We start from the raw sequence: 23,832 nt of genomic DNA on the forward strand, positions 1-23,832 counted from the left end.
CACACCGCTTTCGCGAGCAAGTCGAATCGTCGCACCGCCGCTCCCACAGGGGTAAGTATTTGCAGGGAAATAACGTGTATGACCCAACACCATCTCGAACTGCTGATGTACACCGCCCCCGAGCCCATCCGCTTGGCCAACGAACGCTGGATCTCACGCATTCTCGAACATCTCGGCCACTCCCGCCTGAACGCCGCAAGCCTGTCGCTCCCCGAGCTTTGGTTATCGCCGGATCTGCTGCTGACCCAGACCTGCGGCTATCCCTTGATGACCCTGCTGCGCGGTCAAGTACGCATCGTCGGTCGCCCGCGCTACGAATTGCCCGACGCCACTGCCGGCAATCACTGCAGCCTGATCCTCAGCCGTGCTGACGATTCGCGCGAAACCCTGGCGGACTTTCGCGGCAGTCGCGGGGTGATCAACAGTGACGACTCCAACAGCGGCATGAACCTGTTGCGCCATTGTCTGGCGCCGCTGCACCGCGACGGGCAGTTCTTCGGCGCGCTCGGCATCAGTGGCGCGCACCGCGAGAGTCTGCGTTGGGTGCGTGAGGGGCGCGCTGATCTGGCGGCGATCGACAGCGTGACCTATGCGTACCTCGCTCGGCATGCGCCTGAAGACGTCACTGGATTGCGAGTTGTGGCACGCACTGCGCTCAGCCCGACCTTGCCTTTTATCACCGCCGCGACTGCTACGGATGAGCAGATCGAACAGTTGCGCCGGGTAATGAATCAGGCGTTGCGCGAATTGCCTGATGTGGCGCAGATCCTCGGCTTGCCTGAAGTTTTGCCCGCCAGCGAAAGCGATTATCAGATCTTGCTCGACTATCAACGTGAGGCTGAAGAGCTGGGCTACGGCCGCTTGCGCTGAACAGCCTTATATCTCCAAAAAGAATATAAAAATGAAATATAAATATTATTAATGCATAAGGCGCCTTGCTACGATCGCGCCACCGGATCACCGGACATTCAGCGACCCTTACCCAGGAGCCCTTATGTCCGGCGCCGACACCGCTCACCGCAATCATCTCGACGCTCTGTTCCGCGCCCACTACCGCTGGCTGTGCACTTACCTGAGCCGACATCTGCACGACTCCGCAGGCGCGGAAGACATCGCTGCCGAAACCTTCGCGCAATTGCTTCAGGCGCCCAGTATCACGGCGATTCGCGAACCGCGCGCCATGCTCACCACGATTGCTCAGCGCTTGCTTTATCAGCGCTGGCGCCGGGCGGATCTGGAGCGCCGGCATGCGCAGCAGATCGACGTCGAGGTCGCTATCTCGCCTGAAGACCTCGCGCAACTGAGCCAGACCCTCAAACGCCTCGATCACAGCCTGCAACGCCTGCCCGGCAAGGTCCGTTCGACCTTCCTGCTGGCACGGATCGATGGCCTGACCTATCCGCAAATCGCCGCCGAACTGGGCATCTCTCAGCGTTCGGTCAGCGTTTACATGAGCCGCTCCCAAGCCCTGTGCGACCGCCACAGCGCCAACCAAATCCTGACAGACAAGAGGTCCGCATGAGATCAATCAAAACCCTGCTCGGCCGTTCGTTACTGGCGCTGAGCCTGAGCGTCGGCGCTGTTTCGGCGGCGGAAAAAACCGCACCGATCCACTTCGGTGACATCACTTGGGAAAGCGGCAGTTTCATCACCGAAGTGCTGCGCCTGATCGTCGAAAAAGGTTACGGCTACCCGACCGACACGCTGCCGGGCAGCACCGTCAGCCTGGAAGCGGCGCTGGCGAAAAACGATATTCAGGTGATCGGCGAGGAATGGGCCGGGCGCAGTCCGGCGTGGGTCAAGGCTGCCAATGAAGGCAAGGTGTTCGGCCTCGGCGACACGGTCAAGGGCGCGACCGAGGGCTGGTGGGTGCCGGAATACGTGATCAAGGGTGACCCCGAGCGCGGGATCAAACCATTGGCACCGGAGCTGAAATCGGTGGCCGACCTGCCGCGCTACAAGGACGTGTTCCGCGACCCGGAAGACCCGCGCCGTGGACGCTTCCTCAACAGCCCGACCGGCTGGACTTCGGAGATCGTCAACAGCCAGAAGCTCAAGGCCTATGCGCTGACCGACAGCTACGTCAACTTCCGCACCGGCTCCGGCGCGGCGCTGGATGCCGAGGTGGCGTCGTCGATCAAACGCGGCAAACCGGTGCTGTTCTATTACTGGTCGCCGACGCCGCTGCTCGGGCGCTTCAAACTGGTGAAGCTCGAAGAGCCACCGTTCGATGCTGAAGCCTGGAAAACCCTGGCCGATGCCAACAACCCGAATCCCAAGGGCACCCGCTCGATGCCGGCCAGCCTGGCGATTGGCGTGTCGGCGCCGTTCAAGGCGCAATACCCGGAGCTGGTGTCGTTCTTCGAGAAAGTCGATTTGCCGATTGATCTGCTGAACCAGACGCTGGCCGGGATGAGCGAAAAACGCCAGCCACCACGGCAGGTAGCCGAAGCATTTTTACGCGATCAGCCGCAGGTGTGGAGGGCGTGGGTGCCGGGTGAGGTGGCGAGCAAGGTGACGGCGGGGCTTTGAGTTTCTCCCGGTTGATCTGCGTTGTTTGAACGGACGCCTTCGCGAGCAAGCCCGCTCCCACAGGGGGATCGTGCACGCCACAAATCCAGTGTGGGAGCGGGCTTGCTCGCGAATGATCTAAAGACTTACGCCGCTTCCGCCGCCAACGCCGCGATCACGGTCGGCCGCTGCTCGACGCGCGCCTGAAACCGCGCCAGTGCCGGCCACTGCGCCAGTTCGATCCCGAACAACCCGGCCCAGCGCAGCACCACAAACAACAAAGCATCCGCGACGCTGAAGCCGCTCGGCAACAGATACTCCTGCTGCTCCAGCACCCTGACCAACACCGCAAAACGCTTGAACAACTTCTCCTTGATCACCTCGGCCGGCAACCGCTCATCGAACAGCGCGCCGAGGCTGCCGTGAATCTCGCTGGAAATGAAATTCAGCCACTCCTGCAAACGCAGCCGTTCGAAACTGCCGGGCGCCGGCGCCAGCCCTGACTGTGGTTGAAGATCCGCCAGATATTGCAGGATCACCGGGCCTTCGGTCAGCACCGCGCCGTCGTCCAGTTGCAGGGCCGCGACGTAGCCCTTGGGATTGATCGCGAGAAAGTCTTCGCCGCTGGCCGTGCGCTTGCTGCGATTGTCGACGCGGATCAGCACGAAGGGCAGTTTCAGTTCGCGCAGCACAATGTGCGGCGCCAGTGAACAGGCTTGCGGGGCGTAATACAGCTTCATCGGCAGCTCTCTGGTGGGGATTTGGCGCCAGTGTCATAGTGCGCCGCACCTTCGATAAAATTAATCTTTCAGAAAGCAGCCATAAGGACAGCTACTGCCATGATGAACCTGATGCATTGGCGGCTGGTGGTCGCCGTCGCCGATCACGGCAACATCACCCGCGCGGCCGAGCGGGTCGGCATGACCCAGTCCGGCGCGAGCCAGGCTTTGGCGTTGATGGAGGAAACCCTCGGCGTGCAACTGTTCAGCCGCGAAAGCCGACAGACCTTGCCCACCGCCATCGGCCTGCCGGTGATCGAGCAGGCGCGGCTGATGCTCGGCGCCCTAGAGACCATTCGCCAGACCGTCGACAGCGTGCGCCCGATGCTGCGCGGGACAATTCGTCTGGCGAGTTTTCCCATGGTGCTGGCGAGTTTTCTGCCGCCGCTGTTGCGCCAGTTCAATCGGCTGTATCCGGGGATCGAAGTGGTGGCGCTGGAGGTCAGCGACGACGAGGTGGAAACCTTGCTGGCGGCCGGTCTGGTGGATGTTGGTGTGGTGCTCAACCCGGCGCCCGAGCGCAATGCCGGGCCGTTGGGCCGTGATGAATGGGTGGCGGTCGTGCCGGCAGGGCACCCTTTGGCGCTGCGGGGGATCGAGCAGGGCGTCAGCCTGCAAGAACTGACGGCGCTGCCCTTTGTGCTGGCCACCGGCGGTTGCTCGACCAACGCCCGCAGCCTCGCCGCTGAAGCCGGGTTGCAGTTGCAGGACGTGCGGGTCGAGGTGCGCGAATGGAGCAGCGCCTTCACGTTGGTGCGGGAAAATCTCGGCGTGACCCTGGTGCCGGAAATGACCTTGCCGGCCGAGCGTCAGGGCTTGCGCGTGATTGCCTTGCAGCCACGTATCGAACGGGTGTTTTCGCTGGTGCTGCCTTCGGGGCAGACGCCGTCAGCGACGGTGCAGGCATTGCTGGATCTGGTGGCGGAGACGGCAGTCGCGACAGCTCGCTGAACCGTTTCTTGTGCAAAAAGTGCCAGATACTGGCCGACTAGTGGCCTTGCGCACGGCATGGCGCTGGCTATGCTAGCTGTAACTAACTATGTCGACCGTCATCTGTTAGCCGTGATTTCAACGCTGCCAGAGTGCGCAACCCAAGGCACCGGACACTGAACCAACAAGGAGCAAGTTGTACATGGAAGTTTTCTGCACGTTAGGGCTGGCCCGCTGCTGGGCTATCAAGAGAAGGATGTCTTGATTAGAGCGTTGCTGCATGGACCCTCGGATTAAAACATCATTTATCACCTGACAACTTCCTCCCGTGGAGGAATGCGTGTGCCTGTTCTGTGGAACGTAGTGGTGGATGCTGAAAGACCTGACTTTCATCAAATCAAAAGACCGCGCGGAAGGTGATACAACCATGTTCAACCTACATCACAAGGCTGACCTGCAGGAAATCGAGCGTTTCAGCTGCGCCTTGACCGAAGCCAACGCCAAGCTCGAAGCGATCAGCCGTTCGATGGCGATGATCGAATTTACCCCCGAAGGCATTGTTCTGGATGCCAACGAAAACTTCTGCAAGACCATGGGTTACAGCGCTGAGGAAGTGCGGGGAAAACATCACCGGGTGTTTTGCGAAGAAGCGTTTTACCGCAGCGAGGAGTACGCCAGATTGTGGCGCGACCTGGCCCGGGGTGAGCCGATCAGTGGCACGTTTCTGCGCTTGAACAAGTCCGGCAAGGAGATCTGGCTCGAAGCCAGTTACATGCCGGTGTACGGCCCGGACAAACAAGTCAAAAGTGTCATCAAGGTCGCGTCGGATATCACCGCCCGGGTCAACAAAGAGCACGAAGAAGAAAGCATGCTGGCGGCGATCAGCCGTTCGATGGCGGTGATCGAGTTCACCCCGGACGGCAACGTGATTACCGCCAACGACAACTTTCTGAAAACCATGCAGTACTCGCTCAACGAAATCGTTGGCCATCACCACAGCATGTTCTGTCACCGTTCCGAATCCGAGTCGGCGCAATACAAGGCATTCTGGGCATCGCTCAATCGCGGCGAATATCACTCGCACCGTTTCGAGCGCAAGAACAAGTCCGGACAGATGGTTTATCTCGAAGCCTCGTACAACCCGCTGTTCGACACCAAGGGCCGTTTGTACAAAGTGGTGAAGTTCGCCAGCGACATCACCCAGCAGATGACTACCTTGCAGAACGCCGCGGAATCGGCCCACAGCACCTCGGTACAAAACGACGCCTGCGCGCAAAAGGGCTCACAGGTGGTGCAGCAGACGGTGCAGATCATTCAGGACATTTCCCGCGACCTAAATGAGGCGGCGCTGAGCATCGATGCGGTCAGCAAGCAGTCGGACATCATCGGCACCATCGTCCAGACCATCCGCGGCATCGCCGACCAGACCAACCTGCTGGCGCTCAACGCGGCCATCGAAGCGGCGCGAGCCGGTGAACACGGACGCGGTTTTGCGGTGGTGGCGGACGAGGTGCGCAGTCTCGCGGCACGGACCAGTCAGGCGACCCTGGAGATTGTCGAAGTGGTGCGCAAAAACCATGACCTGTCGCTGAGCGCGGTGTCGAGCATGCAGTCAAGCCTGAGCCGCACCGGGCTGGGTGTGGAACTGGCGAACGAGGCGGGGGAGGTGATTCTGGAGATTCAGCAGGGATCACGGCATGTGGTGGATGCGATCGGGCAGTTCAATGCGACGTTGCAGCTGAACTGACACCCATCAACAACGGTAGGAGTGAGCCTGCTCGCGATTGCGGTGCGTCAGTTACTGATCCAGTGACTGACACACCGCAATCGCGAGCAGGCTCACTCCTACATTGGTTTCTAAGCAACCTTCAGGTCACAGCGAAGCGAGAAACTTGTTCGCCAGTTTGTCGCTGTCCTTGACGTCATTGCCGTTGTCTTTTTCCGCTTGCGCCAGCTTCATCTTGTCCTGCAGACGCTCGGCGATCTCTTTGCCGATGGCCAGTTGTTTCTCCGGCGGCATGGCTTTGATGTCGTCTTCGGTGATGCCCATGCTCTGAAGGATACTGTCGCGCAGGCGCTGTTCCGGCGACTTGCTCATGTAGTCCTTGAACGCGTCAGTGGCCGAGGTCCCGGTGGTGGTGCCGGCCGCCGTGGCGTCGGTGGTTTGCAGGCCGACACGGGTCTTGGCGAAGGCTTCGTCGACGTTATCGCTGATGCGCGTGGCGGCGGCCACTTGCTGGGTGGCGATCTGCGTGGCCGAATCCTCAACCTTGGAGGTCGCGTCGGTCGCCTGCGACTGGGCCTGGTTCTGCAGCGATTGCAGCATGGCGCCGTGCAGGCCGCTTTGCAGACCGGCAGCGGCGGTCGTGGTCGCGTCATCCGCCAGCCGCTTGGGCAGGTGGATGAGCTGCTGCTGTTTGGCACTGACCAACATCATGATGGAGACCTTTGGATAATTGCTGACGGGCATATCCTAGCAATTATCGTGCCTTTAAAGAAAGTTCTTTTATTTCAACGTGTTAGTGATCTGGCATGTGCAACAAAGCGGTCATCCCTTGCCGTCGGGCGGCAGAGGATGACCGTGTAGCCTCAGCGGTGGGCAATGTTTTCTAGCGCCAGATTGCGCGTGCGCGGGCCGAACCAGCCGATGGTCAGCATCACGATCAGCATGCTGCTGACAATGAACGCGAGCACCCCGGGCGTGCCGAAGTTGTCGAGGAACAGCCCGATCAACAGGCTGCTGAACACCGTCGACAAGCGACTGAACGAATAACAGAAGCCCACCGCCCGGGCGCGGATGTTGGTCGGGAACAGTTCGCTCTGGTACGAGTGATAACTGAAGCTCAGCCACGCATTGCAAAAGGTGATCATCACTCCGCAGACGATCAGGCCGAAGGCGCTGGTCTGCAACGCGAACAGAGTGCCGAAGGTCATCGCGCCGAGGGCTGAGCCGACGATCTGCCATTTGTTCTCGAAACGGTTGGCGAACTTGACGAACAGCAACGGCCCGAGCGGGTAGGCGAGGGTGATGATAAACGCGTACATCAGGCTGTGGGTGACGCTCACACCCTGGCCGGAAAGCAACGCCGGCAGCCAGTTACCAAAACCGAAGAAACCGATCGCCTGGAACACGTGAAACACGATCAGCATCAATGCGCGACGCCGATATGGCGGCTGCCAGATGTCGGCGAAGCGACCCTTGCCCTCGACATCGACGGGCACCGTTTCTGGAGCGTCCAGCGGTTGGCGGTAATCCTTCTCGCAGCGGGCTTCGATGTCGTCGAGAATCCTGTTCGCTTCATCGAAACGCCCATGTTGCGCCAGCCAGCGTGGCGACTCGGGAAGACGCTTGCGCAGCCACCAGATGAACAGTGCAAACACCGCGCTCGCCAACACCACCCAACGCCAGCCGGACACACCGAACGGCGCCTGCGGCACCAGCCACCAGGACATGAGTGCCACTGCCGGCACCGAGAGAAACTGTACGAAAAACGCGAAGGCAAACGCCGAACTGCGCATGCGTTTGGGCACCAGTTCCGAGAGGTAGGCGTCGATGGTCACCAGCTCGATACCGAGGCCGATGCCCACCAGAAAGCGCATGCAGATGATGCCCAACGCCGAGCTTTGAATGCCCATCAGCACCGTGGCCACGGTGTACCAGACCAGCGCAAAGGTGAAGATCGCGCGACGGCCGAATCGATCGGCCAACGGACTGAGCAGGCTCGCGCCGAGGAACAGGCCGAGGAAGGTCGCCGACGCGAACGCCGCCTGATCGGAGAAGCCGAACACGCCCTGATTGCCGGTGGCGAATATCCCGTCACGGATCAGCCCCGGACTGATGTAGGCGGTCTGGAACAAATCGTAGAGTTCGAAGAAACCGCCAATCGACAACAACGCGACCAATCGCCAGATGGTGGCGACGGCGGGCAGGCGGTCGATGCGGGCGGAAATCTCGGCGGCGCGTATCGGGTCGATGCCGTCGTTTTGCGCGGCGGCGGGGGCGTGAGCAGTCATCTGCGGATCCATTTTTTATTGATGGAAAAGCTTAGCCTGCTATCGGAGTTGATGGATTGTGAATTTCGGCGGTTAGCCTCGGAGAACCGCCGATTTCTTGCAATAACTGCTTACCAATTAACGATTTATGCCGCAGCAGTCGAATCGGGCAGCGCCGACGCCGGCAAGCCGAAGAGGCGATCGAACAGCCAGTTAAAGGCGAACGTGTAGCACGGGATGAAGATGATCAGCGCCAGATCCAACAGGAACGCCTGCACCAGACTGATGTTCATCCACCAGGCGATCAGCGGAATCAGGAACACGATCAGCGTCAGTTGGAAACCTACGGCGTGGGCGATGCGCCGTTTGACCGTGCGGGTGCGTGACTGCTGGCGGCTTTCCCAGTGCTCGAACAGCGAGGTGTAGATGAAATTCCAGGTCACCGCGATGGTGGTGATGATCACCGCCAGCGGGCCTGTGCTGCCGGGCGACGTGCCGGACAACAGCGCTAGGCCGAGGGCGGAGAAGGTCATGCCGATCACTTCGTAGAGCGACACGTAGACCAGTTTGCGTTTGACGCCTTGCATGGAGATTTGCCTCTTTCTTGCAACGTGTTGGCCAGCGAGACTGGCGGAGACGGCAAAAGATAGCTTCAATAGGCGTGACAGAAAAAGTCAGTAGCTTTCAGTTTTGGTGATAGGTGGTGGTTTGAATTTCAACAGCGACAGCATCGAATTGTTCCTCGCCGTGATTGAGCGCGGCTCCTTCTCTGCAGCCGCCCGCGCTTTGGGCCGGGTACCTTCCGCGGTCAGCATGGGCATCGGCAACCTTGAGGCGGAGCTTGGCTATGCCTTGTTCGATCGCAGCCACCGCGAACCGCAGCCGACAGCGATGGCGCTGTCACTGGTGCCCCACGCGCGGCTGATTGCCGAGCAGCTTAAGCAACTGCAGGTGCACGCGGTGGAGTTGTCCCTGGGGCTGGAGAGCAAGCTGTCGATTGGCGTGGTCGCGGACATTGACCGGCGCCGCTTGCTCGCCGCGATCAAGGTGATTGCCGAGCGTCATCCTTTGCTCGACATCGAAGTGCTGACCGCGCCGCAGGACGATGTGCTGGCGATGCTGCACAGTGGCCGCGTCAGCGTGTGTCTGGCGTTTGCCGGGTTGAGCATGAACGTGCTGGAGCGTTTTCAGTTTGTCGGCAGCGAACGGATGATCGCCACGCTGGCGGCGGACAGTCCGTTGTTGCAGGGGCAGGATCTGTTTCTCGAAGACCTGGTGCATGTGCGGCAGATCTTCGTCGCCAGTCGCGACTTGCCGATCAGCGAAACCCGGCCGCTGGTGGCCGAATCGCATTGGCGCACCGACACCCTGGAGACTGCGCTGGAGATGGTCGAGGCAGGGCTGGGCTGGGGCAATTTCCCGTTGTCGGTGGTGCAGCCGTGGCTGGACAGCGGGCGCTTGAAGCGACTGAATTTTCGCAACATCGAAAACGGCCTGGTACTGCCGGTGCACGCGGTGTGGCTCAAGAGCCAGCCGTTGCAAAAGGGCGCGTTGGCCCTCGTCGAATTGCTCGGCCACTGAACCCGACACAGATCTCCTGTGGGAGCGGGCTTGCTCGCGAAGGCGGTGTGTCAGAAAAGTATGTGCTGACTGATCCACCGCTTTCGCGAGCAAGCCCGCTCCCACAGGATTTTGCAGTGTGCAGGCGATCCTTGTAGGAGGTTTCAGGTGCTCTCGCGAATCTTCAATTCAAAACCCATATCCTCAACCGGTCGCGCCACGCTGTTGCCCGCCATCAACGTCAACATCTGCTCCGCCGCACGCCGGCCGATCGCCTCGCGTGGGGTGTTGATGCTGCTCAGGCGCGGCACCATGTGTTCGGACATCGGCAAATCGTTGAAGCCGAGAATCGCCACCTGCTCGGGGATCTTGATCCCGTTGCGCAGCGCCTCCAGCAGCGCACCCTGCGCCAGGTCGTCGTTGCCGAAGAAGATTGCATCCACATCCGGATGCGCTGCCAGCAGTTGCAGGAACAGCTCACCGCCCAGGCCCACGGACGAGGCGCGCGGGGTCAGCACTTCCAGATCCGGGTCGTAGCGACCGGCCTTTTGCAGGGCTTTGCGGAAACCTTCACCGCGCAACAAGGTGCGCTGATCCAGTTGCGCACCGATGTAGGCCAGACGCTTGCGACCGCGCGAGAGCAAATGTTCGGCAGCAGTTTCGCCGGCATTGAGCTGCGAGAAACCCACACAATTCACGCCGGCAGCGCTGTCCAGTTCCATCATGTACACGCAGGGAATATTGCTGGCCTCGATCATCCGCCGCGAACTTTCCGTGCGATCAAACCCGGTCAGCAGCAAACCACGCGGCTGATAAGCCATGTAGTTGCGCAGCAGGTTCTCTTCTTCATCGCGCGAATAGTGGAAGTTGCCGATCAGCACTTCGAAGCCCTTGGGTGTCAGCACCCGATGAATGGCTTCCAGCGTATCGATGAACAACAGGTTGGACAGCGATGGCACCAGCACCACCACTGAATGGCTCTGCGCCGAGGCCAATGCGCGGGCGGCAGGGTTGACCACGTAGTTGAGTTCAAGCGCGGCTTTCTGCACTTTTTCCACCAGTTCCGTGGCGACCGTGCTGACCCCGCGCAAGGCGCGGGAGGCGGTAATCGGGCTCACGCCGGCGAGGCGGGCAACTTCATTAAGGGTGGGACGGCCGGTGGTGCGGGTATTTTTATCGTTCTTAGGGGTGGTCATCGGGCGGCTTGCCAAACAAAAATCAAGGCACTAAGGTAGCGCTGTCCTGATGCAGCTGCAAATGCGTAAGCGAGGTCCTGCCTGATCTTCGCTTTTTGGCGTTGGGAACAAACCTGCTGCAACCCAAAAAAACGACAAGAAGGCGTCGGCAACTTCTGCCTGTGCACTAGAGTCATAGCTAGCAAAGGTAGCGCTGTCTGCGCGCTGAGGTGTTATATGAGTCATCCCATCACCGCCCTGGTCATCATGGGCGTTGCCGGTTGCGGCAAGACGTGCGTCAGCGAGGCCCTGTGCCAATTGAGCGGCGCCACTGCCATTGAAGGCGATACTTTTCATCCGGCCGCCAACATCGAAAAGATGAGCGCGGGGATCCCCCTGAACGACGACGACCGTGCCGGCTGGCTCGACAGCCTGTGCGATGAACTGCGTCGGGTCGATGCATCGGGTAAACGCCCGGTGCTGACCTGCTCGGCCCTTAAACACAGTTATCGCGAAGTGCTGCGCAGTGCTTTGCCGGGCCTGGGCTTCGTGTTTCTTGAGCTGACCCCTGAAGTCGCCGCCGACCGCGTATCGCATCGCCCAGGCCACTTTATGCCGGCAACGTTGATCGAAAGCCAGTTCGCCACCCTCGAATCACCAGTCGGCGAGCCGTTGACCCTGGCACTGAATGCTTCGATCCACAGCGTTGAAGAACTGGCGGCCCAGGCGCACGTCTGGTGGCAGGCCCATGGTCTGAAACAGGCGGTATGAGTGTGTTGAAAGAGCTAGCGCTGTCCTCACGAATTCTGTTTAACCCGCTTTAATAACAACAACAAGCCAGGAGACACCCCCAATGTTTGGCATGTCCCACGACGCCTACCTGCTGCTCGATGCAGTGGTCACGGTAATCGGCCTGATTATCCTGATCACCAAATTCAAGATTCACCCCTTTATCTCGCTGACCATCGCGGCCGCGTTCCTCGGCCTGACGTCCGGCATGCCGATCGGCACCATCATCAAGGCGTTCCAGGACGGCTTCGGTGGTGTACTCGGTTTCGTCGGCATCATCCTCGCGCTGGGCACCATGCTCGGCAAAATGATGGCCGAATCCGGTGGTGCCGATCAGATCGCGCAGACCCTGATCCGCGCCTTCGGCAAGGACAAGGTGCAGTGGGCAATGATGTTCGCCGCGTTCCTCGTCGGTATCCCGCTGTTCTTCGAAATCGGCTTCGTGCTGCTGATTCCGCTGGTGTTCATCGTTGCCCGCCGCACCGGTGTGTCGATCATCAAGATCGGTATCCCGCTGCTCGCCGGCCTGTCCGCGGTACACGGTCTGGTGCCGCCGCACCCGGGCCCGCTGCTGGCGATCGGCGTGTTCGGCGCCGACATCGGCAAGACCATCCTCTACGGTCTGATCGTTGCGCTGCCGACCGCCATCATTGCCGGTCCGATCTTCGGTACCTTCATCGCCAAGCACATTCCCGGCACGCCGAATCAGGAGCTGGTCGATCAACTGGCCCGTGAAAGCGACGACTCAACCAAGTTGCCGAGCTTCAGCATCACCCTGATCACCGTGCTGCTGCCGGTGTTCCTGATGCTGCTGAAAACCTTCGCTGACGTGGCGCTGCCGGACGGTCACTTCTTCCGCACCTGGATGGACATGATCGGTCACCCGATCTCGGCCCTGCTGCTGGCCTTGCTGCTGTCGCTGTACACCTTCGGTCACAAGCAGGGCATCGGTTCGCAGCAGATGCTCAAGTGGCTGGACGCGAGCCTGGCGCCGACCGCCGCGATCATCCTGATCATCGGTGCCGGTGGTGGCTTCAAGCAGATGCTGGTGACCAGTGGTGTGGGCGACGTGATCGGCCACATGGCGGTCAGCGCGCAGATTTCGCCGATCCTGCTGGCGTGGCTGGTGGCGGCGGTGATTCGTATTGCTACCGGTTCGGCCACCGTGGCGACTATCACGGGCGCGGGCATCGTGGTGCCGGTGGTGGGGATGATCCCGGGCGTCAACCGTGAGCTGCTGGTGCTGGCCACCGGTGCCGGTTCGTTGATCCTGTCTCATGTGAACGACGCCGGCTTCTGGCTGGTGAAGCAGTACTTCAACATGACCGTGGCCGAAACCTTCAAGACCTGGACCGCGATGGAAACCATTCTGTCGGTGGTGGGCCTGGGCTTTATCCTGCTGTTGTCGCTGTTCGTCTAAGCAGCTTCTTGCAGACACAAAAAAACCGCAGCGATGCGGTTTTTTTGTGCACGACGATATCAGGATGAATGCATTACCCCTGTGGGAGCGGGCTTGCTCGCGAAAGCGGTGTATCAGTCGCTGAAAATGTTGACTGACACGACGTCTTCGCGAGCAAGCCCGCTCCCACAGGGGGGGGGTAGGTGTCAGGCAGTGGTTTTCGGGGCCAGGCCATCCGCCCGGAACATCCCGCGAATCCCGCGCACCGCCTGACGAATCCGGTCCTGGTTTTCGATCAGCGCGAAGCGCACGTGATCATCGCCATACTCACCAAAACCCACCCCCGGCGAGACGCAGACCTTGGCCTCGGCCAGCAGCTTCTTGGCGAATTCCAGCGAACCCAGATGCGCGTACGCCTCGGGAATCTTCGCCCAGACGTACATCGACGCTTTCGGATTCTCGACCATCCAGCCCAGTTCATGCAGGCCTTTGACCAGCACGTTACGGCGCTGGCGATACTGCTCGGCGATGTCGCGCACGCATTGCTGATCGCCTTCCAGCGCGGCAATCGCCGCCACTTGCAGCGGAGTAAAGGTGCCGTAGTCGTGGTAGCTCTTGATCCGGGCCAAGGCGTTGACCAGCTCCGGGTTGCCGACCATGAAACCAATGCGCCAGCCCGCCATGTTGTAGCTCTTGGACAGGGTGAAAAACTCCACTGCGATGTCCTTGGCGCCGGGCACCTGCATGATCGACGGGGCTTTCCAGCCGTCGTAGACGATATCGGCGTAAGCCAGGTCGTGAATCACCAGTACGTCGTACTGCTTGGCGAGGGCGATCACCCGTTCGAAGAAATCCAGCTCCACGCACTGCGCGGTGGGGTTGGACGGGAAACCGAGGATCATCATTTTCGGCTTGGGGATCGAACCGCGAATCGCCCGCTCCAGTTCATCGAAGAAGTCCACGCCCGGCACCAGCGGTACCGAACGCACCTGGGCGCCGGCAATCACTGCGCCGTAGATGTGAATCGGGTAGCTCGGGTTCGGCACCAGCACCGTGTCGCCCTGATCCAGGGTGGCCAGCATCAAATGCGCCAGGCCTTCCTTGGAACCGATGGTGACAATGGCTTCGCTTTCCGGGTCGATATCGACCGCGTAGCGTTCCTTGTACCAGTTGGAAATCGCCCGGCGCAGGCGCGGAATGCCCTTGGACGTGGAGTAACCGTGGGTGTCTTCACGTTGGGCAACTTGTACGAGTTTTTCGACGATGTGCGGCGGTGTGGCCCCGTCGGGATTGCCCATGCTCAAGTCGATGATGTCTTCACCACGACGCCGCGCGGCCATCTTCAGCTCGGCGGTGATGTTGAAAACGTAAGGGGGGAGTCGATCTATGCGCGCAAAGCGGCGCGGCGAACCTTGTTCAGCCATTGTTGCCTCGGATAACGTAAGCGCCCGGAACCGTCCGAGCGACGCTGGTCACTGCGGTGACCTGTGGCGGAAGATAAGGGCAGCGATGGCAGACTGTCCAGCGTGCACGACAATAATTTTTTCCAAGGAAATGCTTAATGGAATTCACCAGCGGCTTCTTGCTGAGCCTTTCGCTGTGCCTGGACATCGGCGTAGCCAACATCGCGATGATCACCCTGGCGATGCAGCGCGGTTACTTTCAGGGCTTCGCGCTGGGCCTCGGCACTTGCGTCGGCGACCTGATCTACGCAGTGCTGGCGCTGGCCGGGATGACCGTGCTGCTGCAGTACGAAAGCGTGCGCTGGGTGCTGTGGATCGGCGGGTCGGCGCTGCTGATCTACTTTGCGGCGAAGATGATCTATTCGGCGATTCACCACGAAGCGCAGTTGGCAGCGACCGCGGATGTCGGGCAGAACTCGCATCGCAAGGAATTCTTCCGCGGGATCTTCCTCGCTATGTCCTCGCCTAGCGCGATTCTGTGGTTCGCCGCGGTTGGCGGCACCCTGATCGCCCGTTCCGGTGGCGGTGGTCCGCTCAGCTCGGCGCTGTTTCTCGGCGGTTTTCTCTGCGCCGGCCTGCTGTGGTCGGCCGGTCTGTGCTTTGCCGCGAGCCACGGCGGCAAGTTGCTCGGCGACAAGCTGTTGCGCTATTCCTACATGGCGTCGGCGGCGATCTTCTGCTATTTCGCGGTTTACGTGATCGTATCCGGTTATAACGAGTTCGTTGGCTCCGGCGCTGCCGACCAGTTGCACGCCTTGTGACATTGTGAATCGGGTTTGGCTTCTATACTCAGCAGCCGAACCCCTAATTTTGTTCCAGGAGTCGAGTCATGGATGAGCAAAAACGCGTCGAAGTGGCGGAACCTCGCTTCGAACATGGACACTTCCTGCTGATCGCGGGATTTCGTGGTCGATTTACCCAGGACACGGCCAAGGACATCCCCGCGCTGTGGGAAAAGTTCTTGCCGCACCTGGGAAAGATACAGGGACAAAAAAACGAAGTGACCTACGGCGTCTGCAGCAATTTCGACGACAAGGGTGGCTTCGACTACATCGCCGGGGTGGAAATCAGCAAGCTCGATGACCTCGACCAGAAGGTCTACCAGTGGGTCGAAGTGCTGCCCCGGCAGTACGCGGTGTTCGAGCACAAGGGCCCGCTCGACCAGTTGCCGCAAACCCTGCAATACATCTACAAGACCTGGCTGCCGACCTCTCACTACGTGTACCTGAATGCACCGGAGCTGGAGCGCTACAGCGCCGATTTCAATCCGCGACAGCACACCGGCAAACTGGAAATCTGCGTACCGGTCGACAGCAAAGCCTGAGTCCATGACGATGAGGCGGATCACTGATCCGCCTCATGTTGTTCAACCGCGCTTGCCCTTGCCCAGCCGTCGCGCCCGCAACAGGTCGATGCCCAGGGTGATAAAGCCGAACGTACTGATGCCCAACACCATCAACAGGCCGATTTCAACGCTGCTCATAAGCGGTTACCCCCAAGGGTGATCAGAGACACAGCGCAGGAATAGCCCGTCAGCGGCACGAAGAAAAGCGCTTATACGCAGGCTTTACGCCCCCCGCGCGGATCGATATGAACACCTTATTCCTTTATGCTTTGCGCACTTTTCTCCGTTGATTTTCGAGCTGCCATGAACACCGTCATCCGCAACGTCACCGCCACCGACCTGGATCGCTGCTACGCCATCGAAACCGTTGCCTACGAAGGCGATGAAGCCGCCACTCGCGAGAAGATCGCCACGCGCATCGCCACCTGGCCCGAGGGTTTCATCGTCGCCGAAGTAGACGGCGTAGTCGCCGGGTTCATCAACTCGGGCGCGGCGTTTGATGTGCAGATGTCCGACGAGGCGTTCAAGGAGCTGATCGGTCACGATCCGCAAGGGCCGAACGTGGTGATCATGTCGGTGGTGGTGCACCCGGACTATCAGGGGCAGGGCCTGGCCAAGCGACTGATGGCCGAGTTCATCGAGCGCATGCGCGGGATGGACAAGGCGACGATTCATCTGATGTGCAAGGAGAAGCACATTGCGCTGTATGCCGGGTTCGGCTTTGCCTACATCAAGCCGTCGGAGTCCGACCATGGCGGGATGGCGTGGCACGAGATGATCCTGACCCTCTGAAAATCGCTACAAGCCCAATGTGGGAGCGGGCTTGCTCGCGAAGGCGGTGTGTCAGTTGCCAATGATTTATCTGACACGACGCCTTCGCGGGCAAGCCCGCTCCCACAGGGGAGCAGTGGTGACTCGTTGATAGGTGTCAGTAGAGAGTGTCGCTTACTCTTTTCGGTGCTTCGCGGTCATAAGTTTCGGCATCGAACTGCCCGTCGTTCAAACGCTTGTGAAACGCGCCCGCAGAGGGCAGGGCCGAGCGCGGCAGGTGGGTTTCCGGGTTCCAGGCGTCAGAGCGCACAAAGGCTTTCGAGCAGTGGAAAAACGCCGCCTCTACCGTCACCAGCAACACCGTTTTCGCCGGTTTGCCGTTCACCGCAAAGCTTTCCAGCAGCTCAGGATCGGCGCTGATGGTCGCGGTGCCATTGACCCGCAACGTCTCGCCGATCCCCGGAATGATGAACAGCAACGACACCCGAGGATCGTGCAGCACATTGCGCAGGGTATCGATGCGGTTGTTGCCCGGGCGGTCCGGCAGGGCCAGGGTTTTTTGGTCAATGATCCGCACGAACCCGGCTTTGTCACCGCGCGGCGAATTGTCGAGACCGTCGGCGCCCACCGAGCTGATGATCACCAGCGGCGACAGGCGCACCATCGCCTGATAATCCTCGTTGAGAAAACCGATCTGCTTGCGCACCGCGCGGTCGTGGGGCAGGCCGTAAATAGCTTCCAGTGCTTCGATTGAATCGATCATCGTGCATCCCTCGATGACTTAGAAAAACAGTCCCATACGCCGCTCGTAACCGATCCGGCCCTTGTACGCTTCGCCGCTGTCGACGAAACCGTGTTTGGCGTACAGCGCGATGGCGGCATCGTTATCGGCATCCACCGACAGTTCCAGCCCCTTGATCTCCGGCCATGCTTCACGCGCCACCTCGGGCAACGCTTGCAGGCAAGCCTTGCCGTAACCTTTGCCCTGGGCGCGGTGATCGACCTGCAAGGCGTGCAGGGTGGCGCTGTGTTCATCGGCCCAGTCCGGCAACACCGGTGGGCGCTTGAGCAGCAGAAAAGCCACCGGCACCTGATCGGCCAGCAGCGCGAAACCTTTGACGCCGGGGCCGGGTCTGGACAGCAGCGTGTGCAACGCGCCGTGAATGTCGCCGGAAAATTTGATCTGCTCGGGATGGATTTCAATCGCCTCGACCTGCTGACGCTGCAAGGCGTTCAGGCTGTCGTACGGCACGAGTTGGGCTGACACGGGAATTTCCTTTTTCCTACAAAGATGAGCCTCGGATTCTAGCGATTTTGTGTTCGGCGGAAATTTTTTGTTTCGTCTGTCGATCCGTACGATGGCCGAACGACTAAGGGTGTCTTCAGCACAAAAACCACGGAGAACACCATGAGCGCACAGACTGAAATCCAGACCCTGATCAACACCTACCGCGACGCGGTAATGACCAAGAACGTCGACAAGGTCATGACGTTGTACACCGACGACATCGTCTCCTTCGATGCGATCAAGGCCCTGCAATTCAAGGGCAAAGCGGCCTACCGTGCCCACTGGGAAGCCTGCATGGAGATGTGTTCCGGCCCGCACGTTTTCGAGTTTCACGAGATCGCCATCGAGACCGCCGACAACCTCGCCTTCGCCCATTGGGTAACGCATTGCGGCGGCACAAACGACAAGGGCGAAACCCAGAGCTGCTGGATGCGCGCCACCGCGTGCTATCGGCAGGTCGGCGGGACGTGGAAAATCGCTCACGAGCACTGGTCGGCACCGTTCGATCCGATGAGCGGCAGCACGCTGTTCGATGTACAACCCTGATCTTCAGCCATAGTTGATCCGTTCGAATCAGGAGAAAACCATGAAGTATTTATGCCTGGTCTACAGCGATGAGCGCCTGCTGCACAACTCGCCCGACAGCCCGGAAGACGCCGAGTGCTGGGCCTACGCCGAGTCGATTCAGGGCAGCGGGCGGATGGTCGCGGCCGAAGCGCTGGAGTCGGTGCAGACCGCAACCACCGTCCGGATGCGCAACGGCAAGCTGTCGATCACCGACGGCCCGTTCGCTGAAACCAAGGAGCAACTGGCCGGTTTCTACCTGATCGATGCCAAGGATCTCAACGAAGCGATTCAGGTCGCCGGCAATATTCCGGCGGCCCGGGTCGGCAGCGTTGAAGTGCGTCCGGTGCGGCAGTTGAATGTCTGAAGTCCGGGCGCGGGTCGAGCAGGTCTATCGCGAAGACTCGCGGCGGATTCTGGCGACCCTGATTCGTCTGCTCGGGGATTTCGACCTCGCCGAAGAAGCCTTGCACGAGGCGTTCTTCGTCGCGGTCGAGCGCTGGCAGCGCGACGGTGTACCGGACAATCCGCGTACCTGGCTGGTGTCCACTGGGCGTTTCAAGGCCATCGATGTATTGCGCCGGCGCGCCCGGTTCAAGGCCTCGCAGCCGCTGTTGCTGGCGCAGCTCGAAGAACTGGAACAGGCCGACTGGAGTGGCGAAGACGTGGAAGACGACCGCCTGCGGCTGATCTTCACCTGCTGTCACCCGGCGCTGGCGGCGGATGCGCAAGTGCCGCTGACCCTGCGTGAAGTCTGTGACCTGACCACCGAGGAAATCGCCCGCGCGTTTCTCTCGGCACCGGCGGCGATTGCCCAGCGCATCGTCCGTGCCAAGGCGAAGATTCGCGATGCAAAAATCCCTTACCAAGTGCCGAGCCTGAGCGAACTGCCCGAGCGCCTCGACAGCGTGTTGCGGGTGATTTATCTGGTGTTCAACGAAGGCTATTCGGCATCGATGGGCGCCGAGCTGACCCGTGAGGATCTGACCCGCGAGGCGATTCGGCTTGGGCGGTTGCTGATGGAGCTGCTGCCGGAACCGGAGGTCATGGGCCTGCTGGCGTTGATGCTGTTGCACGAATCACGTCGGCCGGCGCGCACGTCACCCAGTGGTGAACTGGTGCTGCTGGATGACCAGGATCGCTCGCGCTGGGATGCCGGGTTGATTGCTGAAGGTTGTGCGCTGGTGGAGCGGGCGCTGACCACCCGAAGGTTCGGGCCGTATTGCCTGCAAGCGGCGATTGCCGCGGTGCATGCCGAAGCGCCGTCACCGGCAGAAACCGATTGGCAGCAGATCGTCGGGCTGTATGACGTGCTGTTGCGGGCGGTGCCGTCGCCGGTGATCGAGTTGAACCGCGCGGTGGCAGTGGCCAAGCGCGATGGGGCGCTGGCCGGGCTGACGCTGATCGAGGGGATTCTGGATCGCGGTGAGTTGCAGGATTACCACCTGGCGCATTCGGCGCGGGCGGAGTTTTGTCGGCAGTTGGGCCGGGTGGAGCAGGCGCGGGCGGCGTATCGGCGAGCACTGGAACTGACCCGGCAAGAGCCGGAGCGGCGGTTTATCGAGGGGCGGCTGAGCGAACTGGATTGATCCCAGGAATTCATTGGCAGTGCCGGCCCCTTCGCGAGCAAGCCCGCTCCCACAGGCGATCGCATTCCAACTGTGGGAGCGAGCCTGCTCGCGAATGGGCGCGCCGCTATTCCAGCATCTTGCTCAGTAACCAGCTCCCCGCCGGCCCCGGCGGATAAATCCGCGACCACAACGCATCGACATACACCGGCCGCGGCCAGCCGCGCACCGTCAGTTCCACCAGCGAGCCATTACCGAAACGCGCCACCAGCCAGCGCGGCAGCGCCGCCCAGCCAAAGCCCATCTCCGCCATTTCCATCAGCATCAGGTAACTCGGCGCCGACCACACCCGGCCCTTTGCCCGGCTGTCGTAGGGATTGACGATGGTCGCCAGGCGCAACTCGCGATGCTGCTCCAGCACCTGCTGGTCGACCCGTTCGACACGGGTCAGCACATGATCATCTTTGACGAACAGCGCCAGGTCAGTGCGCTCGGCGACGGTCGAGGTCACCAGATCCGGTGGATAGGTGTCCTGCATTTCGGCAAACGCCAAGTGTGCGCGGCCACGCTGGACCAACTCGATCAGGTCGTCACACTCGGCGATCAAGCATTCCAGTTCCAGGTCCGGATAACGCTGCTCGAAGCCGACCAGTGCCGCTTCAAATCGCGCTGACTGGTAGGTGTCGGAAATCGCCACGGTCAGCTTCGGCTCGACGCCTTGTGCCAGTTGCCGGGCGCTCATTTCCATACGACTGGTGGCCGCCAGAATCGCCTCGGCCCGTTGCAGCATCACATGACCGGCCGGGGTCAGCGTCGGTTTGCGGCTGCTGCGGTCGAACAGCACCAGATCCAGATCGATCTCAAGACTCGCCACTGCCGCACTGATGGTCGACTGACTGCGCCCCAGCTTGCGCGCCGCTGCCGAAAACGAACCCTGAGTGGCCGCTTGCACGAACGCCAACAGCACTTCTTGCGAAGCCATGAACTATCGCCTTGATCGATGGTTATTGGTTATGAAGTATCGGTATGAGGGCGGATTATGGCAACCCTCTTCACTCAAGGAGTCAGGCCATGACTGCCAACAAATCCATCACTGAACGTATTTTCCAGGCCATCGGTTTCGAGTTTCTGGCGATCCTGATCTGTACCCCGTTACTGGCGTGGATCATGGACAAACCGCTGCTGGACATGGGCGCGGTGACCGTGCTGATCGCTCTGCTGGCGCTGGCGTGGAACGTGCTGTTCAACGGCTTTTTCGACCGCATGCTCAAGCGCCTGAACGTCGCGCACAACGCCTGGACGCGGGTGGTCCATGCGCTGCTGTTTGAGGGCGGATTGATCGTGATGGGCGTGCCGCTGATCGCCTGGTGGTTGTCGGTCAGCCTGTGGCAGGCGTTCTTGCTCGACATCGGCGTGTTGCTGTTCTTCCTGCCGTACACCTATGTGTATCACTGGGGGTATGACGTGGTGCGCGAGCGCCTCGTGACCCGCCGGGTATGCGCGGGATAAGCACAACCTGTGGCGAATGCAAAACCTGTGGCGAGGGGATTTATCCCCGATGGGGCGCGTAGCGGCCCCTCTTTTTATCCAGAAAAGAAGGGCCTGCTGCGCAGTCCATCGGGGATAAATCCCCTCGCCACAGAGGCTCTTACCAAGAAAGTTTTTAGTGAATGGGGGGGTTAGAGGAACATCCCGCCCGATGCCTCGACCCGCTGCCCGTTGATCCACTGCGCACCCGGCGCCAGCAGCATCGACAGCGCACCCCCAATATCATCCGGCTGCCCGGCGCGACCCAGTGCGGTATTGCTCGCGACCATCGCGTTCAACGCCGCGTTGTCGCGCACCGCACCGCCACCAAAATCAGTCTCGATGGCGCCCGGCGCCAGTATATTCACGCCGATCTGCCGCGCGCCCAGTTCCTTGGCCTGATAGCGGGTCAGCACTTCCATCGCGCCTTTCATCGCCGCGTAGGCGGCATAACCCGGCAGGCTGAAGCGGGTCAGGCCGCTGGAGATGTTGATGATGCGCCCGCCGTCATTGATCAGCGGCAGCAGTTGCTGAGTCAGGAAGAACGGCCCTTTGAGCTGGATATTCATCAGCAGGTCGAACTGTTCCGGGGTGGTCTCGGCGAACGCCGCGTGCACACCGATCCCGGCGTTGTTGATCAGGAAGTCGAAGCGCGGACGCTCCAGTTGCTGCAGCGCTTGCGCAACCCGCGAGGCGAAATCGGCAAAGGTTTCGCTGCGGCCGACATCCAGTTGCAGCATCACGGCTTTGGCGCCGCGTTGTTCCAGTTCAGCCACCAGCGCCTGGGCTTCATCGGCGCGGCTGTTGTAGGTGCCGATGATGTCCACGCCTTCGGCGGCGAGGTGCAGGGCGGCGTTCTTGCCCAGGCCACGGCTGGCACCGGTGATCAATGCGATTTTGCGGCTCATGTGAAATCCTCGATTGCGTTGAGTGGTGATGAGCAAAGTTTATTTATCCGCCATGGGGTGATAAACAGACTGAAACCGGAATCACTGATCGACTCAGCCGAACAATCAACGGGTGTCCTCATGAACAAACTGGAACTGCTGCGCACCTTCGTCCGGGTCAGCGAACTGTCGAGTTTCACCCTGGCCGGCGAGAGTCTCGGGTTGCCGCGCTCGACGGTTTCCGAACATGTGCAGGCCCTGGAAACCCTGCTCGGCACCCGCCTGCTGCAACGCACCACGCGCAAGGTGCAGGCGACTCAGGACGGCCTGGTGCTGTACGAACGCAGCAAGGATCTGCTGTCGCACATGGACGAGATCGAGGGTCTGTTTCGGCAGGATCCGGCGTCGCTGAGCGGGCGGATTCGTGTCGACATGCCGAACATCCTCGCGCGGCGCCTGATCATGCCGTTGCTGCCGGAGTTCACGGCGCGGCACCCGAATCTGGAGCTGGAAATCAGCAGCACCGACCGCCGTGTCGATCTGCTCAGCGAGGGTTTCGATTGCGTGGTGCGCATCGGCGCGCAGCCGGATCAATCGGTGGTGGCTCGGCACTTGGGCGACTTCCCGATGATCAACTGCGCCAGCCCCGCGTACCTCGAACGCTACGGCGTGCCGCAGACGCTGGAGGATCTGGCGCAGCATCGGCTGGTGCATTACGTCGGTGTGCTCGGTTCGCGCTCGGAAGGGTTTGTGTATGAACAGGACGGACAGGTGCGGCGCCTGCCGATGGCCGGCAGTGTCACGGTCAACAGCACTGATGCCTATGAGTCGGCGTGCCTGGGCGGCTTCGGCCTGATTCAGGTGCCGCGCACCGGCATGCAGCCCCATCTGGACACCGGTGAGCTGCTGACTGTGCTGCCGCAGTTCACCGCGCCGGCGATGGCGATTTCAATCCTGTATGCACGGCAACGGCATTTGCCGCTGCGGGTGCGGGTGTTCATGGAGTGGTTGGGCGATGTCATCCGTTCCACTCTCTAATGCCTGACACAAATCAAACTGTGGGAGTGGGCTTGCCCACGAAGAGGCCGGCCCATTCAGCATCGATGTTGACTGATCTGACGCCTTCGCGAGCAAGCCCGCTCCCACAGGGGTGGGCGGTGGGTGAAGTATTCGGGGCTGGTCGCGATCCAGGGTGGGAGTGGGCTTGCCCACGAAGAGGCCGGCCCATTCAGCATCGATGTTGACTGATCTGACGCCTTCGCGAGCAAGCCCGCTCCCACAGG

At 60.8% G+C, this 23,832-nt stretch carries 25 protein-coding genes and 2 pseudogenes; 17 read left to right on the plus strand and 10 right to left on the minus strand.

What is annotated here, in order from left to right:
- Positions 1–78 precede the first annotated feature (78 nt).
- The 3 genes from J1G18_RS13010 (at position 79) to J1G18_RS13020 (ending at position 2,532) form a co-directional block, all read left to right on the plus strand.
- Positions 79–870 (plus strand): phosphate/phosphite/phosphonate ABC transporter substrate-binding protein, encoded by a 792-nt coding sequence (locus J1G18_RS13010; protein WP_098965229.1) that lies wholly within the window; start codon positions 79–81, stop codon positions 868–870.
- A 124-nt stretch (positions 871–994) separates the two neighbouring features.
- On the plus strand, positions 995–1,522 hold the full coding sequence (locus J1G18_RS13015) for a sigma-70 family RNA polymerase sigma factor (protein WP_027612579.1): 528 nt from the start codon (positions 995–997) through the stop codon (positions 1,520–1,522).
- Positions 1,519–2,532 carry an ABC transporter substrate-binding protein gene (locus tag J1G18_RS13020; RefSeq protein ID WP_027612580.1) on the plus strand — a complete coding sequence of 338 codons (1,014 nt, stop codon included), beginning with the start codon at positions 1,519–1,521 and terminating at the stop codon, positions 2,530–2,532. The genes J1G18_RS13015 and J1G18_RS13020 overlap by 4 nt, the downstream gene beginning before the upstream one ends.
- A gap of 125 nt (positions 2,533–2,657) precedes the next feature.
- Here the strand turns inward: J1G18_RS13020 and gstA are convergent, their stop codons facing one another.
- A complete protein-coding gene (gene gstA / locus J1G18_RS13025) occupies positions 2,658–3,251 on the minus strand; it encodes a glutathione transferase GstA (RefSeq protein WP_098965225.1) in 594 nt (197 codons plus the stop codon).
- 99 nt (positions 3,252–3,350) lie between these two features.
- Between gstA and J1G18_RS13030 the strand changes: the two genes are divergently transcribed.
- From J1G18_RS13030 to J1G18_RS28425, 3 genes and pseudogenes are all read left to right on the plus strand, one after another.
- A complete protein-coding gene (locus tag J1G18_RS13030; protein ID WP_139054347.1) occupies positions 3,351–4,241 on the plus strand; it encodes a LysR family transcriptional regulator in 891 nt (296 codons plus the stop codon).
- 406 nt (positions 4,242–4,647) lie between these two features.
- Positions 4,648–5,424: pseudogene (locus J1G18_RS28420) on the plus strand (PAS domain-containing protein); the annotation flags it as partial.
- 114 nt (positions 5,425–5,538) lie between these two features.
- A pseudogene (locus J1G18_RS28425) lies at positions 5,539–5,967 on the plus strand (methyl-accepting chemotaxis protein); the annotation flags it as partial.
- Between the two features lie 126 nt (positions 5,968–6,093).
- Here J1G18_RS28425 and J1G18_RS13040 read toward each other — a convergent pair.
- The 3 genes from J1G18_RS13040 to J1G18_RS13050 form a co-directional block, all read right to left on the minus strand.
- Positions 6,094–6,654, minus strand: a complete 561-nt coding sequence (locus tag J1G18_RS13040) for a hypothetical protein (RefSeq protein WP_223007818.1) — start codon at positions 6,652–6,654, stop codon at positions 6,094–6,096.
- Positions 6,655–6,809: 155 nt separating this feature from the next.
- Positions 6,810–8,234 (minus strand): MFS transporter, encoded by a 1,425-nt coding sequence (locus J1G18_RS13045; RefSeq protein ID WP_223007810.1) that lies wholly within the window; start codon positions 8,232–8,234, stop codon positions 6,810–6,812.
- A 125-nt stretch (positions 8,235–8,359) separates the two neighbouring features.
- Complete coding sequence (locus J1G18_RS13050) at positions 8,360–8,800, minus strand: PACE efflux transporter (protein WP_098965220.1); 441 nt, start codon at positions 8,798–8,800, stop codon at positions 8,360–8,362.
- Positions 8,801–8,921: 121 nt separating this feature from the next.
- Between J1G18_RS13050 and J1G18_RS13055 the strand changes: the two genes are divergently transcribed.
- The gene (locus J1G18_RS13055; protein WP_098965219.1) at positions 8,922–9,794 is read left to right on the plus strand and encodes a LysR family transcriptional regulator; all 873 of its coding nucleotides are present in this window, start codon (positions 8,922–8,924) and stop codon (positions 9,792–9,794) included.
- A gap of 143 nt (positions 9,795–9,937) precedes the next feature.
- Here the strand turns inward: J1G18_RS13055 and J1G18_RS13060 are convergent, their stop codons facing one another.
- A complete protein-coding gene (locus J1G18_RS13060) occupies positions 9,938–10,969 on the minus strand; it encodes a LacI family DNA-binding transcriptional regulator (protein ID WP_139054351.1) in 1,032 nt (343 codons plus the stop codon).
- A 216-nt stretch (positions 10,970–11,185) separates the two neighbouring features.
- Here J1G18_RS13060 and J1G18_RS13065 point away from each other — a divergent pair, with 216 nt between their 5' ends.
- Together J1G18_RS13065 and J1G18_RS13070 are read left to right on the plus strand one after the other, a co-directional pair.
- On the plus strand, positions 11,186–11,719 hold the full coding sequence (locus J1G18_RS13065; protein ID WP_027612589.1) for a gluconokinase: 534 nt from the start codon (positions 11,186–11,188) through the stop codon (positions 11,717–11,719).
- Positions 11,720–11,801: 82 nt separating this feature from the next.
- On the plus strand, positions 11,802–13,157 hold the full coding sequence (locus tag J1G18_RS13070; RefSeq protein WP_097085886.1) for a GntP family permease: 1,356 nt from the start codon (positions 11,802–11,804) through the stop codon (positions 13,155–13,157).
- A gap of 185 nt (positions 13,158–13,342) precedes the next feature.
- Here J1G18_RS13070 and alaC read toward each other — a convergent pair whose 3' ends face one another.
- On the minus strand, positions 13,343–14,560 hold the full coding sequence (alaC, locus tag J1G18_RS13075; protein WP_098965217.1) for an alanine transaminase: 1,218 nt from the start codon (positions 14,558–14,560) through the stop codon (positions 13,343–13,345).
- Between the two features lie 137 nt (positions 14,561–14,697).
- On the opposite strand from alaC, the gene J1G18_RS13080 reads away from it, so the two are divergent.
- From J1G18_RS13080 to J1G18_RS13090, 3 genes are all read left to right on the plus strand, one after another.
- On the plus strand, positions 14,698–15,360 hold the full coding sequence (locus tag J1G18_RS13080; RefSeq protein WP_223007811.1) for a LysE family translocator: 663 nt from the start codon (positions 14,698–14,700) through the stop codon (positions 15,358–15,360).
- A gap of 68 nt (positions 15,361–15,428) precedes the next feature.
- Positions 15,429–15,923 (plus strand): GyrI-like domain-containing protein, encoded by a 495-nt coding sequence (locus J1G18_RS13085; RefSeq protein WP_223007812.1) that lies wholly within the window; start codon positions 15,429–15,431, stop codon positions 15,921–15,923.
- 324 nt (positions 15,924–16,247) lie between these two features.
- Positions 16,248–16,736, plus strand: coding sequence for a GNAT family N-acetyltransferase (locus tag J1G18_RS13090; protein ID WP_139054352.1), 489 nt, complete (start codon positions 16,248–16,250; stop codon positions 16,734–16,736).
- A gap of 136 nt (positions 16,737–16,872) precedes the next feature.
- Here J1G18_RS13090 and J1G18_RS13095 read toward each other — a convergent pair whose 3' ends face one another.
- Both J1G18_RS13095 and J1G18_RS13100 read right to left on the minus strand, forming a co-directional pair.
- Positions 16,873–17,478: a pyridoxamine 5'-phosphate oxidase family protein gene (locus J1G18_RS13095; protein WP_223007813.1), complete on the minus strand. Its 606-nt coding sequence runs from the start codon at positions 17,476–17,478 to the stop codon at positions 16,873–16,875.
- A gap of 18 nt (positions 17,479–17,496) precedes the next feature.
- A complete protein-coding gene (locus J1G18_RS13100) occupies positions 17,497–17,982 on the minus strand; it encodes a GNAT family N-acetyltransferase (protein WP_103368946.1) in 486 nt (161 codons plus the stop codon).
- A 141-nt stretch (positions 17,983–18,123) separates the two neighbouring features.
- On the opposite strand from J1G18_RS13100, the gene J1G18_RS13105 reads away from it, so the two are divergent.
- The 3 genes from J1G18_RS13105 to J1G18_RS13115 are packed head-to-tail and all read left to right on the plus strand — an operon-like array spanning position 18,124 to position 20,156.
- On the plus strand, positions 18,124–18,549 hold the full coding sequence (locus tag J1G18_RS13105; protein WP_027612596.1) for a YybH family protein: 426 nt from the start codon (positions 18,124–18,126) through the stop codon (positions 18,547–18,549).
- A gap of 40 nt (positions 18,550–18,589) precedes the next feature.
- Positions 18,590–18,934 carry a YciI family protein gene (locus J1G18_RS13110; protein WP_134787154.1) on the plus strand — a complete coding sequence of 115 codons (345 nt, stop codon included), beginning with the start codon at positions 18,590–18,592 and terminating at the stop codon, positions 18,932–18,934.
- Positions 18,927–20,156, plus strand: a complete 1,230-nt coding sequence (locus tag J1G18_RS13115) for an RNA polymerase sigma factor (RefSeq protein WP_223007814.1) — start codon at positions 18,927–18,929, stop codon at positions 20,154–20,156. The genes J1G18_RS13110 and J1G18_RS13115 overlap by 8 nt, the downstream gene beginning before the upstream one ends.
- A gap of 106 nt (positions 20,157–20,262) precedes the next feature.
- Here J1G18_RS13115 and J1G18_RS13120 read toward each other — a convergent pair whose 3' ends face one another.
- Entirely contained in the window at positions 20,263–21,117 is an 855-nt protein-coding gene (locus J1G18_RS13120) for a LysR family transcriptional regulator (RefSeq protein WP_223007815.1), read from the minus strand.
- A gap of 89 nt (positions 21,118–21,206) precedes the next feature.
- Between J1G18_RS13120 and J1G18_RS13125 the strand changes: the two genes are divergently transcribed.
- A complete protein-coding gene (locus J1G18_RS13125; RefSeq protein ID WP_210558848.1) occupies positions 21,207–21,644 on the plus strand; it encodes a multidrug/biocide efflux PACE transporter in 438 nt (145 codons plus the stop codon).
- A 170-nt stretch (positions 21,645–21,814) separates the two neighbouring features.
- Here J1G18_RS13125 and J1G18_RS13130 read toward each other — a convergent pair whose 3' ends face one another.
- Positions 21,815–22,570, minus strand: coding sequence for an SDR family NAD(P)-dependent oxidoreductase (locus J1G18_RS13130; protein WP_103519776.1), 756 nt, complete (start codon positions 22,568–22,570; stop codon positions 21,815–21,817).
- Positions 22,571–22,690: 120 nt separating this feature from the next.
- Here J1G18_RS13130 and J1G18_RS13135 point away from each other — a divergent pair, with 120 nt between their 5' ends.
- The gene (locus J1G18_RS13135; protein WP_223007816.1) at positions 22,691–23,587 is read left to right on the plus strand and encodes a LysR family transcriptional regulator; all 897 of its coding nucleotides are present in this window, start codon (positions 22,691–22,693) and stop codon (positions 23,585–23,587) included.
- Positions 23,588–23,832 lie beyond the last annotated feature (245 nt).

The organism is Pseudomonas sp. MIS38 (genome assembly GCF_019891575.1).
Classification (GTDB): Bacteria; Pseudomonadota; Gammaproteobacteria; order Pseudomonadales; family Pseudomonadaceae; genus Aquipseudomonas; species Aquipseudomonas putida_A.